The sequence below is a fragment of the Shimazuella sp. NTD248 genome, assembly GCF_059510395.1.
The window spans coordinates 251,130-265,841 of the sequence record NZ_JCAJZT010000005.1; the positions used below are offsets into that span (position 1 = coordinate 251,130).

General features: G+C 44.2%; 13 protein-coding genes. 4 read left to right on the forward strand and 9 right to left on the reverse strand.

The annotated features are described in order from the left end of the window. Positions 1-63: 63 nt before the first annotated feature. Both AC5WOE_RS13480 and AC5WOE_RS13485 read right to left on the reverse strand, forming a co-directional pair. Positions 64-1,245 carry an MFS transporter gene (locus AC5WOE_RS13480; RefSeq protein WP_496049090.1) on the reverse strand — a complete coding sequence of 394 codons (1,182 nt, stop codon included), beginning with the start codon at positions 1,243-1,245 and terminating at the stop codon, positions 64-66. Between the two features lie 35 nt (positions 1,246-1,280). Continuing rightward, a complete protein-coding gene (locus AC5WOE_RS13485; RefSeq protein WP_496049091.1) occupies positions 1,281-1,973 on the reverse strand; it encodes an endonuclease V in 693 nt (230 codons plus the stop codon). 112 nt (positions 1,974-2,085) lie between these two features. Here AC5WOE_RS13485 and AC5WOE_RS13490 point away from each other — a divergent pair, with 112 nt between their 5' ends. Further along, on the forward strand, positions 2,086-2,661 hold the full coding sequence (locus AC5WOE_RS13490; protein ID WP_496049092.1) for a hypothetical protein: 576 nt from the start codon (positions 2,086-2,088) through the stop codon (positions 2,659-2,661). A 39-nt stretch (positions 2,662-2,700) separates the two neighbouring features. Here AC5WOE_RS13490 and AC5WOE_RS13495 read toward each other — a convergent pair whose 3' ends face one another. Together AC5WOE_RS13495 and AC5WOE_RS13500 are read right to left on the reverse strand one after the other, a co-directional pair. Then, positions 2,701-4,953, reverse strand: coding sequence for an immune inhibitor A domain-containing protein (locus tag AC5WOE_RS13495; RefSeq protein WP_496052793.1), 2,253 nt, complete (start codon positions 4,951-4,953; stop codon positions 2,701-2,703). A gap of 193 nt (positions 4,954-5,146) precedes the next feature. After that, positions 5,147-6,535 carry a hypothetical protein gene (locus tag AC5WOE_RS13500; RefSeq protein WP_496049094.1) on the reverse strand — a complete coding sequence of 463 codons (1,389 nt, stop codon included), beginning with the start codon at positions 6,533-6,535 and terminating at the stop codon, positions 5,147-5,149. Between the two features lie 194 nt (positions 6,536-6,729). Here AC5WOE_RS13500 and AC5WOE_RS13505 point away from each other — a divergent pair, with 194 nt between their 5' ends. Then, positions 6,730-7,578, forward strand: coding sequence for a hypothetical protein (locus AC5WOE_RS13505; protein WP_496049095.1), 849 nt, complete (start codon positions 6,730-6,732; stop codon positions 7,576-7,578). Between the two features lie 296 nt (positions 7,579-7,874). Here the strand turns inward: AC5WOE_RS13505 and AC5WOE_RS13510 are convergent, their stop codons facing one another. Then, the gene (locus AC5WOE_RS13510; RefSeq protein WP_496052794.1) at positions 7,875-9,305 is read right to left on the reverse strand and encodes an ATP-binding protein; all 1,431 of its coding nucleotides are present in this window, start codon (positions 9,303-9,305) and stop codon (positions 7,875-7,877) included. A gap of 131 nt (positions 9,306-9,436) precedes the next feature. Between AC5WOE_RS13510 and AC5WOE_RS13515 the strand changes: the two genes are divergently transcribed. Then, on the forward strand, positions 9,437-10,273 hold the full coding sequence (locus AC5WOE_RS13515; RefSeq protein ID WP_496052795.1) for a helix-turn-helix domain-containing protein: 837 nt from the start codon (positions 9,437-9,439) through the stop codon (positions 10,271-10,273). A 488-nt stretch (positions 10,274-10,761) separates the two neighbouring features. Next, on the forward strand, positions 10,762-11,508 hold the full coding sequence (locus tag AC5WOE_RS13520) for a hypothetical protein (RefSeq protein WP_496049098.1): 747 nt from the start codon (positions 10,762-10,764) through the stop codon (positions 11,506-11,508). A 116-nt stretch (positions 11,509-11,624) separates the two neighbouring features. On the opposite strand, the gene AC5WOE_RS13525 is transcribed toward AC5WOE_RS13520, so the two are convergent. The 4 genes from AC5WOE_RS13525 to pyrF all read right to left on the reverse strand — a co-directional run bounded on the left by AC5WOE_RS13525 (position 11,625) and on the right by pyrF (position 14,703). Further along, on the reverse strand, positions 11,625-12,419 hold the full coding sequence (locus AC5WOE_RS13525) for a GntR family transcriptional regulator (RefSeq protein WP_496049099.1): 795 nt from the start codon (positions 12,417-12,419) through the stop codon (positions 11,625-11,627). 120 nt (positions 12,420-12,539) lie between these two features. Next, a complete protein-coding gene (locus AC5WOE_RS13530; protein ID WP_496049100.1) occupies positions 12,540-13,325 on the reverse strand; it encodes an AAA family ATPase in 786 nt (261 codons plus the stop codon). A 101-nt stretch (positions 13,326-13,426) separates the two neighbouring features. Next, positions 13,427-14,002 carry an orotate phosphoribosyltransferase gene (pyrE, locus tag AC5WOE_RS13535; RefSeq protein ID WP_496049101.1) on the reverse strand — a complete coding sequence of 192 codons (576 nt, stop codon included), beginning with the start codon at positions 14,000-14,002 and terminating at the stop codon, positions 13,427-13,429. Continuing rightward, entirely contained in the window at positions 13,999-14,703 is a 705-nt protein-coding gene (gene pyrF, locus AC5WOE_RS13540; protein ID WP_496049102.1) for an orotidine-5'-phosphate decarboxylase, read from the reverse strand. Before pyrF ends, pyrE begins: the two co-directional genes overlap by 4 nt. Positions 14,704-14,712 lie beyond the last annotated feature (9 nt).

Here is a 14,712-nt window from a genome sequence, read left to right on the forward strand (position 1 = left end):
CTATTTTCAAATGAATTTATAATGTGGGTGGCTGGCACATCTGCACCAGCCAATTAAGGGATACTATTTTTGTTTTCTGATCCCTATATACAGCAAAAACAGGACAAGAGAGCCCACTGGGTACCAAACTAGAAGCCCCAGAGCATTTTCATACCCCTGTTCCACAGATGCTTTCCCATATTGCCATTTGGCGAAAGCTGGCATAAGGTCAAAGCAAATGATCGAAAAGGTGGAAAAAGCTGCACCGATCGTCTGAGGATTCATTTGACGCTGAAGAACATCAAAGAACAAGATGATGGTGATCCCAAATCCAAACCCAATCTCCAAAATTCCCATACAGGAAATAATGCCCTCTGTCCTCCACAGCAACACGCTCCCAAGCCAGATGACACAAATGCCAAGGACAATGCTCGCTTGAAGGCGTCTAGCAAACCATCCTGCTAGTGCTCGTCCAAACAGAATGGCAAGTGTGATCCCACCTGTAACCGTACCCAGCGCCAAGCCTTTCACTTCCGCAATCGGCTGGCTATAAGAGTTGAGTGCAGTAAAAACAGCTGATACTCCGCCTGCTGAAAATCCAAACGGAATTGCTGCTAGGACAAAAAAGCTCCAGCCCTTTTCTTGTTTCTCTTGGGCTGCGATAAATGCGGGATTCTTCGACATGAATCGAGTCATCCAAATATAAATAAGCGAGGTGAGAATCGCCACTATCCCAAAAACAATGGGAGACGAGTAATCTTGCATCAGATACAGGCCACTAGTGCCAAAGAGGAACATGCTGATGGTTCCCGCAACAGAGTAATACCCCATTCCTTTGGCATATTGCTGTTGTGGTACATCTGATTTACCTGGTGGTGGACTGTTCAAAACTCGTGTCACCATGATATCACTCAAGGATAGCGTTACTCCTTGAACCAATCCTTGGACCCAACGAAGCGTGATGACGACAGCAGCTTGTCCGACAAATCCATACAGAAATGTCGTGATAACAAGCAGTACCATACAAATATGCAGGGCATACAAGTTATTCACTCTGCTGAGCAGCCAAGCCCCCAGCGCTCGTCCAAACATTATGCCGACCAGAAACAGGGCGCTGATCTGCCCCATTTCTTTTTCCCAGCCGTGTTGATCGGAGAGAAGCGGAACGGACATATTCCCCAAGTACATCATGCCACAGGACAGAAGGTTTACCCCTATGAAAGGGTAAAAAGCTGCGGGGAACATTCTGAGGTATCGAGAAAACATGGATTTCCCTTCGGTTGTTTCTACGGACTTTATTATTATATCGTTTTTGGACGCTGCATGTATTCTCGCAATACTTCTCGCGAATGAATATCTGCCTGCCTGACAATCTCAGGCAATCTGCTTATCTTTCCTACTTGTTCCATGCTGAGTCGTATCGCATCCTCTAAGGTTAAATAATTACCGGTTGACACATAAACAGGTTTCACCCCTGTTTGTGTTCGAACTATCGCACCTATTACCTCCTCTTGATCCTCGATGAACTCATATGCTCCTTGTTTCAAATCGAGTGGTTTATGGTCTCCCAATAAATATGTTTTCGCTATCCCAATCGTCGGTTTTTGCAGAAAAAAAGATGCATGAGAAGCAATTCCCATTCTTCTCGGATGCAGCATTCCATTTCCATCAAAAAACACGACATCGGGTTCCATCGTAAGCTTCTCCCAAGCTTTTAAAATAAGTGGCAATTCACGAAATGCAAGCATTCCCGGCACATATGGTTCTATCACTTCTTCTACATGCCAAACTAACTCTACTATTTCAAAAGTAATATGATCCATCGCTACAATAACTGCTGCTGCTAGATTGTCTTTATAGGCAAGATCAATCCCGCATACAATTTTGGGGGTATGAGAGTAAGGGGTAATAACCATTTGTTTTCTTAGATCTCTTTGTATCCATTCTTTTTTCTCTTCCTCTACAGGGAAGGTATGTACTGGATAATACTGCATAGTCACCTCCAAAAATAATACTTTATTTTAATTGTTAACACTGTTTCTATTTTAATCTATACTAGAAAGGAACGAAAATGGATACCTTCCGCTTCTTATTGGAGACAAACAAATGCAGGACGTGACATTCGACATCCTCGCGATACTGATCCTGTGGCACTGTGCCTTCGTCGGACATAGCGTAGGAGACTACGTTCTGCAAACGGACAAGATGGATCAACATAAGGGTACACTCGATCAGGAAACCAAAGAAAAGAAATGGAATTGTCGCGAAGCCTTCCTTCTGCTGTTCGACTACCGAAAGAGTTACGGGGACAAGAGGAAAGACTATCTGAAAAGCCTGTGGTATAACTTCCTCCATGTGTCGTCCTATTCGCTGAGCATCGGTGTATTGTTCGTAGCATCCAGTTACATGCTGAACTACGCGATGATTCGTAAACATGGAGTCGAGTTCAACCCCGTAGAGCTGATCGGGTGGACAAATTTCCTCCTTTGGCTGATCGTAAACGCTGTTCTCCACGGCTTCATCGATCGGCGCTGGCCCGTGAAAGCCAAGATGATGCGCATGGGACAAAAATCCTATTTCGAAGATGGAGGAGGAGCCCCCTTTGTGGATCAAGCGCTTCACAAGTTCTGCCTCCATCTGACTACTTACGCACTTCCATTAGCACAAATGCTGCTGAAGTAGTCAAAAACGCCCCTCAGATAACTCTGGGGGGCGGATGCTTTATCGGACTGAAAAAGTGATCCAAACATTTCTTTCGTCTTTACTTACTTTTTTTAATGTAATCGCAAGGTTATGTTTTGGCAATATTTTTCCACCAGCTGGATTAAAGGAACTACTATAATCATTTTTGTCGGAGAAATAAGGAATTCCGGAGACACTGTCATATTTCATTTCCACTTTTGGATACTGAATATCCATCGGGCTTGTTGGTTTAAAATGAAATGCTGCATCGTTGATTTGATAACGGGTTGATCCTACTTTTCCATCACTCCAAAAATGTCCGGCTTGATGGCTGTCCACTACACCTAAAAATCCCTCTCCCGGATGCAGTCCTGTCTGATTATCTTCTCCGTAACTAGCGTCATAGTACCAAACGAGCATACCAGAATCGTAGCTCAGCATGCTATTATTACGGCGAATATGAGCAAGACCTTGATCGAGTCCATGATGGGTACGCCATTCGATTAAGTAGTAATTTGGATAGGCGATCGGAGAACCATCGAAAATTTGAAACCCTTTTTGTGTAAAGAGCGGTTTTCCTTCCACATCATCCATAAACATTTGCTTATCATCTGCGGCAACTTGGATATTATCCACATAAAAGCCTTCTTGAGCTGCCCCAACATCTGTCACATACCGAAATTCCAAACGAATTTGATGTCCAACAAAGGAAGATAAATCAAGCTGTTTCTTTACCCATTTTCCACCTGTTTTGCCAGTATAGGAAGCAATTTGTTTTGGTTCCTTTGCTCCATCTACATATGCATCCACATATAAAAAATCATATCCAGACTCGATGTCATACCATGTATCAAAATTCAAAGCAGCTGATTTTTTATTGGTTAAATCGATTGTTGGGGAAATCAATCTTGTATCCAGCATATTTCCTTTCGTAGAATAGTAGGATTTCTTACCTAAGGGACGAAGCGGCGGAGAAACGATCTTATCCGGCAAATCCACTTTGATCATTTTCCCATTTTTCACAGGTGCCACTGCTTCCTGCAAACCAAGCGTTTTTGGTGTTTTTAGATCTTCTAATTTGATTATTTTGGGGATAGACCAATTTCCTCCGTACAAACTAGCAAAAAATAATTTATCCCACGGACTAAAGCCAGATGGTTCTGTTCCCGGTATCTCTCCAGTCCAACTGCCATAGGACATCAAAGACCATGCTTCTACTGGTGAACCAGTACCTGTTGACCCGGTATCATATTCATCAGGCAAGCCCAAATTATGCCCGTATTCATGAGCGAACACTCCAGTTGCTCCATCTTCTGGTTGGATGATGTAATCATATGCTTTTAGAGTCGTTCCTGGAATCTCCACTGGTTTAGGTCCGATGACGGATCGATGCGACCAGATCGCATTATCTCCGCCGCTTTCCTCTTCCCCAAGACCAGCATGCACAACAAATAGATTATCGAGCAATCCATCGGGTTCCATTACATTGCCATCATCGTCAAGATCATAAGGATCCCGCTGGTCATACAACTTTTCTTTCCCTTTGATTTTAGCCGCGACACTCTGCAACGTTTCTTTTATTAATTCTGTTGGATTACCATCATTTTGGTCATACTCATCCGTTTTATGATGAGCCCCATAGAAAGCAGCATCATGCTTGGCAACAGTCCAATCCGTCACATCTCCGGCTAACGACCACGAGCCGGCAGATTGTTGTTTATAGTATTGATTGGCAGTGATCAATCTTTTGCCATTATGCCTCAAAGCTGTTATCCCAAAAATGAGTTGACGATAGTGAGCAGGGTTAAAATCATTGGTCCAAAAGCTGCTCTTTGCTGTTGGTTTAATCTGATTGTGTTTCTGATCCGGAAACTCAATTAGGGCAACTACCGCATTATCATGATGAGTCAAAGCAGGCAGAGTTCTTTGCTCAGAAAGGTGATTCACTTTATCGATGGTTTTTTGCAGAAGCTTTTGTTGCTGGGAATATACTCGTTTGCCAAATATACTCGTGGTATCAATCCCATTTGTGAATGGAAAACGATTTTGCCTTTGTTGTAGTTCATTCTGGATGATTTTATCGATTTGTTCAGGGGTTGTAGTGGCGGTAATCTTCCCTATTTTTCGGAGGTAGGCGATATAGCCTTCTTGTTGTATGGAGCCATAGTCTATGGAGAATTCTTCCTTATGTTTCGGTTCCTTGGCTTCTACTTTATATTTAAAATAGAATGAAAATAATGTAAAACATAATAATATAAATAGTATGAAAATTAACTCTCTGCTATTTTTCAACATATAACCCACCTCATATACTGTCCATATCGAGATGATTATAGCATATATTTCCAAATTATATCGGATAGAAGTGTGACTGTTTTCATGATAAGCAGTTTGAGCTTGTTCTATCATATTTAAAATACTGGATCGTAAGTAAACCCAGTGCGGCGGTGACAAAGGATGTCACCGCCGCAAATATGGATCAGAGTTAGCAGAGCTTATTTTTGAGCTCTGTCAAGACCACATACAACTTCTGTGTTGCATTATTCCACTTTTCGTCATCCCAAACTTGCGTTTTATTCCATTTTTCGAGAACCTTCTGTTGTTGCTTCAGTACAGTCTTCCATGACTCTAGAAGCTCACCGCATTGCAAATCTGCCCAATACTTGGCTGCTTTTCCTGCATTTAACCCCGCTTCGTAGAGATCCAAGTCTACAGGAATCGTAAGGCCAGTATCTGCTCTTTTACTCTCTTCAAAGAGATGCCAAGCTTCTTGACGTGCTAGCTCGGCTTCTTCAGCAACATCTAGAGCCGTACGAATGATTCGCTTGAACCTGACAACATCTTGAAGCAGGGCACTCTTGGGATCTTGCAGAATGCTAGCCCTGTCAGCAAACTCAAGGGCTTGAGGGATAGCAATCCGAAGCTGCTCAAGGGCTTTCGTTACCTTATCTGTAGCACTCCAGGCTGCCTGATGCAGATCCATGGTAACCAAAATAGATGAGTTCTGCTTCTTCTCAATGCTTCGCCATGTTTCCCATGATGTCTGCACGACATCTTTCAAAGGAGCCAAACTAGCGTCAACCACTTCCAAACCTGATCGAGTTCGGTAAGTCTTAAGGATGGGAACACGCCAAGCGTGCAGATCCTTAGCAGCCTTCCAAACCAATCGCATCGCTTGAGCATCCTCATCTCGCATCGCTTGGTTGGCTCGCACTTGGAGCACTTCGATATTCTCCCCTAGATAATGAAGGAGATCCTGCAAAGATGTATTCTGCGCTACTTCTTGGAAAGAAACACGCTTAACATCGATGACTTCATACCCATGAGCAAACTGATGCAAGACCTTCCAAGCGTTCTCCATAGCCTCGAATACACGCCACATGATCCAAGGATCAACCTTACGAAGACGGCCTGCATTAGAGATTACAGCTGTATCAAAATCAGATCGATGGTGCCTGAGAAAGAGATAAGCATTACGGTTTAGTGCTCTTTCATAAACTTTGATTCTCTCTTCCACATTGTCACCAGCATCAGGGAAAATGATGACCCTATTTGGGCCGAGGGTCTTTTTGTATTGACGCTTCGTCTTTTTCCATGCCATGTCGGCGATTTCTGGAGTGACAGCCATTCTCCCTTCCTGCTGCTCCTTAGGAAGATTTTTATCTGTATCCAAGATAAAAACCTCGTAAGGGCCAAAGATTCTGCTCTTATTCTCTAGCATGAAATCCCATTGCAATGCTTCAGCATCTACACTTTTGCCAACACCAGGCAGACCGGACAGGCCAACCACAATGGCATCATATGCAGCACTGAGCTCAAAGAGCACTTTTGCACTGGCACCAGAAAGTTCAACTGGATGATTTTTCGTTTCCACCGTTTCTCTCTTTTCTCTCTGAAACTTTGGATAAATTTATTTTATATCAGTTTTATCTCTAATCCTATTTGTTTTTAAATGTTCCTAAATAATTTATTAATCAAATTCCTACCATATTAGTACCTATTTTAAAATAGCAGATTCTTAAAAAAATAGTATAATGAATATTGTAACCTAGTGCTTTTGGAGTAAAGATGAAGACAGAACAAACAGTGCCGCTCCAGCTCGCCATAGAACTTGCAGAAGCATTGGAAAATGAGATCCGTCACAGTTGCATTTCGGGAATGCGATGGAATCAGGATGAGAAAGCTAAAAAATTTCATGTGCCTGTTTCTCTTATGCGGATGGCTCTATTCGTACTTCAACAAAAGGGATTTGTTAACGAAGAACGATATGGGGAATGGGTCATCATCGCATCCAGAATGGGAAAGGACATGGACTATCATCCTAGTCTCCCTTCTTCTGTGAAACTGTCCAACTTTCTGAACAGAACATTCCTAGAACAAAGAGCAGAACTTTCAGTCTGGTGTTTTACGACAGAGTTCCTATTTCCGATATTGGCTCCGATCCTTACGGATATCCGAAATGGAAATCGCTACAGTCCTGAATCAATCACCATCCGGTTGATTATTCCAGACTATTCTGTTCCTCTTGGGGTACCGAGGTCACTAGATAACCCTGCTGATCCGCGTCCTCAAAATAGAATAAGGGGAATCGCCAAACGGTTTGCTATTCCGTTGGTTCGACAAATTCAGTCTTTGCAGACACCTGGGCGTGTCGCAAATGTCTGGATTAAGAAAAGCCCCACTTTGCCTCCAGGTCGATTTTATCTCAACGGTGAAGAATCCTTGTTTGGTTTCTACCACAAGAGACAGCACACCGTCACCTTCAATGGCAAAGAGATGAGAATTTTGGACGTGGTCAGTAAAGACGTACCTCTCATTTACTACCCAGCAGGGACGGAACAAATGAAACAAAACCAGACTACGTTCGATTCAGAATGGGATTCGATTGATCAAAAAATACTACTGGAGGAAATCTGACTTCAAAAAGCGATAGGGGCTGCGGAAACGTAGTAACGGGCTAGAGACATCGTGTCCCTAGCCCGCGTTCTTTTCAATCTACTTTTTTTGAAGTTCCTCTTTTCCTCCCCAAAAAGAATTTCAACCTTGACATAAAACAGAGAAAACAGTGCTGGACACATCGTATATGAATTTCTTGACATTCTCTTGGTAAGATTCATCAAATGGATACATATGGGCCAAAATATCAAAACTATAAGTAAACGTAGTGCGGCGGTGACATCATGTGTTGTCACCGCCGCTGGTGTAGAACCGGACTAGAGCCTCAATTCGAGTTCTTTCAAGACCCCGTACAAGTCAATTCTTGCCCTATTCCACACACTGTCGTTCCAGATCTGTTCATCCATCCAAGTTTGGATGACTTTCAGCTGTCGGGTAAGAACTACATGCAAGGTGTCAAGGAAAGTGTCGCAGCCTAGATTTTCCCATTTTTGAGATGCTTTCCCAGCTTCCAAGCTTGCGCCAAAGATGTCCAAGTCTGTTGGGATCTCTCCACGACTGGTATTCTCCGGTTTCTTGCAATCCTCCAAATACCGGAGAGCATCTTGTTGAGCAACCTCTGCTCTTTGTGCTGCTTTCCTCGCTTCATAGATGATTTGCTTAAACGCAATGATTTCTTGAAGCAAAGAAGGCTTGGAATCATCGGTCAAACGACTCGCTCGCTCTGCAAATTCAAATGCCTTGGGAATAACTGCCCGAAGATCGTCAATCCTCTGAGATACCTCACCAATAGCTCCCCAAGCTACTTCAGAAATCGCCATGGCTGACAAAACAGATGGACTCTTTTCGAGATTTTTCCATGTATTCCAGGAATCCTCTTTCAATTGTTCGAGAGAGGCCCACCATCCCATTACGTCTTCCGAACCCTCTCGAGTTCGGTACGCCTGAAGAATTGGAGTCTTCCACGAAAGCAAGTCTCTGGCCATAGTCCATGCCCTGCGCGCTCTTTCAACGTCCTGATTCTCATTAGCATACTCGACGCAAGTATGAATGAGAGAGACGTTTTCTGCAAGGAAACTGGATAGTTGTGTCGCAGAGAACTTTCGAATAACTGCATCAAAATCTACACGCTTGACGTCGACAATCTCAAAGCTGTGACCCTTATCGTGCATATCTTTCCAAGTTGTCTCCAAGCTCAGATATACGCGATACATAATGTGGAAATCCACCTTACGCAGGCGATTTCCATTCCATTCAATAGCCGTTTCGGTAGACGCTCTGTGGTACCTGGAATGAATGTAGAAATTGTTCGCCTTGGCAAGCTCGTAGATCTCAGTTCTCTTCGTCAAATCGTCCCCAGCATCGGGCACGATGATCACTAGGTTTGAGGCATTGACGATGATTTTTCTATATTCAGCAATCGTCAATTCCCAAGCTCGATCTGCTCTTTCTCTCGTAACTTCGATTTCACCATTTTTTTCAGCCTCGGAGAGATAATTGTCCGTATCCAAAATCACAACATGGTTAGGACGAAAGATTTTGGTACTGTTCAGTTGTTCGAAATCCCATTGCGTATTGCGAGCAGCAACGCTTTTTCCGACACCAGGAAGACCAAACTCCGCAATTAGAATACCGTTGTATCCTGCGCTGAGTTCGTCGATTTCTTTTGCCCCGGCGTAGAAAAGTTCCTTCACACCTTTTGTGTTCACTTTTCTCTCTTTCTCTTTGAAACACAGGTCTACACTCATTTTATATTATTTTCTTTCTAAATCCCATGTTCATCCCTAAAAAATATTGAATTATCCCAGCTGACATAAATAGCTATATCGATAGAAAATCAGTATAATTATTATTGTCACCTACATCTTTAGGAGTGAAGATGGATTTAGAAGAAGTACACCTCAGAATTGCAGCAGCATTGGAAAAGGAAATTCGAACCGGCTCCATTTCAGACATGCACTGGTCTCAAAGTGCTTTGGCTGAGAGATGTGGGGTAGCTGGTAGTACCATGCGCAGAGCACTCCATGTTCTTCTGGAAAAGGGATTTGTGACCGAATTCAGTTATGGTCGCTGGATTATCTCAGCATCAAAAAAGGGATGGGATATGGACTATGAACCACATCTCTCCCCTGCTGAAAGACTTCACAATTTTCTAGAAAGAACCTTTCTCGAAGAAGAGGTAGAACTCTCTATTTGGAGTGTCACTACACAGTCGCTTTACGATGCCATTATCCCCATCATCACGGATATCCGTATGGGGAGGCGGCCACGTCCGAAGTCCATCACTGTCCGTCTGATGCTGCCGAACTTCAACTTGAGGCATGGACTGCCTTTCCTAGTCGACGATCCAACTGATCCTCGTCCTCAGGAAAGACTGCGAGGAATTTGCCAAAGTTTCGCAATTCCACTCGTTCAACAAATGGATTCGCTAGAGAAAGCTGGGGAACTACGGGTTAAAGTCTTGATCAAGACTTCACCCATAATGCCTACAGCAAGAATTTACCTGAACGATGAAGAGTCCCTGTCCGCACCATATGTGTATAGGAGGCATAACGTCGAATACAACGGAGAGGTAATGCATATCTGTGACCTGCTCAGTACAGATGTGCCTCTCATCTACTACTCAGCAAAAACAGAACAAGCTGAACAGAACCGAAGGGCATTCGACAGCCACTGGAATGGGGTAGCTGAAGAAACTGCACTGTTGGATATCTAACTCCTAAATGAGGAGAATACTGCGGGAACGTAGTGAAACGGGCTAGAGGACATCGTCCCCTAGCCCGCGTGTTTTTTTGAAACCTTTCCATCCATTCGGTTATTGATTATAATAGATTTAAATCAGTGACTCACAGAATGGATTTACCTACTATGACCCGACAACTTGCACCCTCTCATCCCACACTTCACGACTTGCTGGAAGACAGTGGCGGAAAGATCATCATTGTTCTTGGCACCGGCGAGGAGCATGCATGGACAACTTACGCGGATAGCATGCTAAAGGTATCCCGTAAAGTCTCATGTGTAAAAATCGCAAGCCGAGAACAAGGCGATGACATTTCGATTGGACTGTTGCTGGACTTCGTAGAAAAGAAAACCACAGAAAAATACCGGGTCTTCCTGGTGTTCAGCAATAGTCCAACTCTTCCCGACCTGATGAAGGAATATGCCAAGGATTCCTATCTGCATCAAGTGAAGTTTCAACCGATGAGTCACACTGGAATGTTCCATCCAGATGAGGCTCCCATTTCAAAAGCAGATAGCTTCGAAATGTTCATCGTGGGAAGTTATAACCCTGAAGACGTGCGGGGATTCTGTTCATCGGCAAGTTTGAGGAGGCTTGAGGAGGCGACAGAGACTCTTCACCAAGCCCTCGGCGATCGCAATCAGTTGGTCCTCGCTTATCGAGATGTGAGAGACTTGATCTCCACAGAAGACTTTTCTCTGCATCCATGGCAAGATAGCACCATGTTCTCGACTATGCTTGATGCTTGGAACAAGCTGAATGAAACACAGAAAGCGGCTTGGAGAGCGTTTGGAGCGGAAAGAGAAGTCATTCTCCATTACTTGGAGCTTATTGAACGATGCCAAGAGGAGCTTCTCAAGCTGAACGAGGCAATCGATCGGACAAGTGAGGCAAAGAGCAACTATAACGCGCCGGATGCTGACAAAGATGGGACTCATGCAGAATGGGTGTATCGTTATAAGACAGCAATGGCATTGGTGAAGAAGGCGGGGGATTTTGCAAACGAAGCCTCTGCACGTCTGGAGCAAGAGGAAAGTCCATTGGGGATTCAAACAGTCTCCACGTCAGTCTCGAACAGCTGGACACAGTGCTTGTCGGATGTAACCTTCGATGTTACTCAACTAGCAAAGAAGCTGATCCAGAAAGTCAAGGCCTTGGCCAGCGATATTAAAGTACTCCTAGCAGAAGATCAACCGTCTGCTGGATAGCCTGAAACAGCTATTGTTACAGGCGACGGCAGTGGCAACTGAGTTGTCACTGCCGCCTTCATTCTACTATACCGATTATTCCATACAGTAGAAACATGGAAATGGTCAAATTACTTCTATACTTCTGCAGGGGTAGCTACTTTCCACCACCCATCAAACCAATCTACCATTGCCGCAACTTCTTCGACATTTCGAGAGACATCCAAGGGCATCCTCCATCCTCGAAGATCAGTCATATCTTCGTTTTGGATAGTTACCCGTTCTGGAATATACAGTCCCTGCAAATATCGGTCATTGAGGATCAGCACCTTGTGGGTGGGTGTCTGCGGAAGCATTCGAAGCTCGATGCAAATATCACCGACATTTTCGTTCTCCCGCAACGCATTAAAACCATTAACAAGCTTTCTGGTGTGCTCATCCGTGATCTGAAGCAAACGCTCTAGCGCAAAAGGATCGTTTGGATCATTCACCATGGCTGGGATCACAAGGGGGGCAGTAGGGTTCGAAACCAACAGCCTTACAGAAAGCGAACCAATCGCAAGTTCTCTGTTCTGAATCTTCTCCCAAATGGGTCCCATAGCGCCATTGAAGGTTTCCGAAGTAAAGCTATAAACGCAAATTCTCACGTCATCAGCTTCCCCGAATACCTCCAGCAGATTTTGCACGAGGGTGGAACCATATGCTCCCTTTGCTTTTGTTCGATCACGCCAATCCCTATGGACTCGATTCCTCTCATCCAAATATCCCTCTTCGTGAAGTTGCTCAAGGGCGAGTTGCAGCGTATTTCTATCTGTCTTAAATACCTTAGCTACAACCTCTTCAGGGGTAAGCGCAGCGCCGATCACCAATTCACCTCTGGTGATCCGTCTTTTGATTTCAGCAGCTACGTCCTCTACAGAAAGAAATTTCATTTCCACTCCTTAAAGACTCTTCCTTGTGATCAGTTTACTATATTTTCGTATTAGTGGCTATAACCTTATATGCAGACAGCAGTGCATCTTCTGTGTAGAAGGTGCACTGCTGGTATCTCTTCAAAATTTCAACTGGCTCCTAGTTACTTGAGCCCGATGGAAGAGACAAAGATGGTCACCCTCTGAAACCACTGCGTTCGAACAATGGAGTGTTCCAAACACGGAACCATCAGGTAGTAGGTTGTAATTGCACTTCTTCTCTTGATACAACAATCTGAACAACTGCGCATTTTTCTCGGAAAGTCCGCTGTCCACCACTTCCCATGTATCACAGAGCTCTTTCATTGACTCAAAGGTACTATCGACACCGTTAACCGCATCCCCAAATAGAGTTGGGTCAACCTGCCGATCACGGACAGCGTTCCTACAAAGCGCAACCCACCAATCAGTCTGTACCATTACAAGATGAATGTGAGTCTGGTATTCTCTGAGCCCTATTTTAGGTGCTAGTCTATTCCAGAGTTCACAAACGGCTAGTGCCAAGTAGATCATGGAATCCCTCATCCCTTGGTTGTCGCCCGCATCTGCAACAAGAATGGGATTTTTGGAGGGTTTCAACAGTTCCATAACGAACCTTTTCAAGGCGATTCTCATCGCCTTTCTACCTACTTTTGGGGGGACTTCTCCCTTGATAATTCGGTGTCGTTCGTCTGGATCAATCAAGGTTACATTGAGACCAAGGAGTCTTCGAAAATCACGAATCATCCTTTGAGCATAGCGTGATTTACCTGATCCCGGATAACCATGAACTAGGATAACCTGCCTTTTCCCTTCTGCAATCCTCTTCAATGTATAAACATCAGCCGCAAACAGCTGAGTAGGGGTAGAGGAACTCGGCGTCAACATTGTTTTTTCTCTCTGTTAGACAACGCTTCCTTACCCTATTATAAATTGTTTATAAATACAAAAAAAGTACCATCATATTCATGATGGCACTTTATCCAAATTTATTTTTTATGTCTGCTTCCAGGTTTCACCACAGGAATACCTTCTTTACACAATGGACAATCTTCTGCTAAGTAGCTTTCAATTTGCACTGCTTTTAGTGCTTTATAAGGAACATCAAACGGATTTTCGCCTTTTGACCGATCTACTAAAGAACCTACTCCGATGATCTTCGCTTCTCTTTCTTCCAAGAGCGCGATAACTTCTTTCACTGAACCGCCTGTGGTCACAACGTCTTCGATGACCAAGACGCGTTCTCCAGGGTCTACTTCAAAACCGCGGCGGATTTGCATTTCGCCTTCTTTGCGTTCGGCAAAGATACAGCGGACTCCAAGGCTTCTTGCCACTTCGTGAGCGATGATCACTCCGCCTAGCGCAGGTCCTACTACGAGATCGATTTCTTGATCTGCAAACAGTTTTGCTACAGCATCTCCAGCTTCTTTTGCTTCTCTAGGATATTGGAGTAATTGTGCCATTTGCATGTATTGGTCACTGTGCCGGCCAGATGTTAAGAGAAAGTGACCCTTTTTTAATACTCCTGTCCGTTCAATCGCTGCTTCTAATGTCCACTCACTCATGCTGTTGCCTCCTCGATCGATTGTAAGATGTTTTCATATGCTTGTACTGGATCGCTCGCTTTGGTAATCGGTCTGCCAATGACCAGATAATCCGCTCCACGCTGAAGTGCTTCCACGGGGGTAACAACTCGTTTTTGATCATCTGCGCCAGCTTCTTTTGGACGAATTCCTGGGGTAACAGCTAGGAAATTCGAAGCAGTTGCTTGTTTTATCGCACTTACTTCTTGACCCGAACAGATGACACCATCTGCGCCTGATCGTTGTGCTAACTGGGCAAGATGGATCGCAGAATCGGACACATTTCCTTGAATTTGTAGTTCATCCGTCAACATCGCTTGATCTGTGCTGGTCAATTGGGTGACTGCTAAAATTTTGGTGCGGTGGTTTGCGGTAGCTGTTTGCTCTACCGCTTCTCGCGCCCGTCTGATCATTTGACTTCCGCCGCTGGCATGAATCGTTAATAAGTCAATTCCAAGTTTACTCACCGTTTTTACCCCTTCGTAAACGGTGTTCGGGATATCATGAAGCTTAAGATCGAGGAAGACTTGGTAGCCTTCCTCTTTCTTTTTGGCAACCCATGCAGGACCAGCTTCATAAAACAATTGGTAACCAACTTTGATAAACGCAGGCGGAAAGGAGTGCAAGAAAGCTTCCGCTTCTTGCAGGGAATAGTCCAGAGCGATGATTACTTGTTTACTCATGAGCCCCTC

Bases quoted from the DNA above. Each gene is read 5' to 3' on its own strand.
- AC5WOE_RS13480 (WP_496049090.1), bottom strand. From the start codon at position 1,245: ATGTTTTCTCGATACCTCAGAATGTTCCCCGCAGCTTTTTACCCTTTC.
- AC5WOE_RS13485 (WP_496049091.1), bottom strand. From the start codon at position 1,973: ATGCAGTATTATCCAGTACATACCTTCCCTGTAGAGGAAGAGAAAAAA.
- AC5WOE_RS13490 (WP_496049092.1), top strand. From the start codon at position 2,086: ATGCAGGACGTGACATTCGACATCCTCGCGATACTGATCCTGTGGCAC.
- AC5WOE_RS13505 (WP_496049095.1), top strand. From the start codon at position 6,730: ATGAAGACAGAACAAACAGTGCCGCTCCAGCTCGCCATAGAACTTGCA.
- AC5WOE_RS13510 (WP_496052794.1), bottom strand. From the start codon at position 9,305: ATGAGTGTAGACCTGTGTTTCAAAGAGAAAGAGAGAAAAGTGAACACA.
- AC5WOE_RS13515 (WP_496052795.1), top strand. From the start codon at position 9,437: ATGGATTTAGAAGAAGTACACCTCAGAATTGCAGCAGCATTGGAAAAG.
- AC5WOE_RS13520 (WP_496049098.1), top strand. From the start codon at position 10,762: ATGAGTCACACTGGAATGTTCCATCCAGATGAGGCTCCCATTTCAAAA.
- AC5WOE_RS13525 (WP_496049099.1), bottom strand. From the start codon at position 12,419: ATGAAATTTCTTTCTGTAGAGGACGTAGCTGCTGAAATCAAAAGACGG.
- AC5WOE_RS13530 (WP_496049100.1), bottom strand. From the start codon at position 13,325: ATGTTGACGCCGAGTTCCTCTACCCCTACTCAGCTGTTTGCGGCTGAT.
- pyrE (WP_496049101.1), bottom strand. From the start codon at position 14,002: ATGAGTGAGTGGACATTAGAAGCAGCGATTGAACGGACAGGAGTATTA.
- pyrF (WP_496049102.1), bottom strand. From the start codon at position 14,703: ATGAGTAAACAAGTAATCATCGCTCTGGACTATTCCCTGCAAGAAGCG.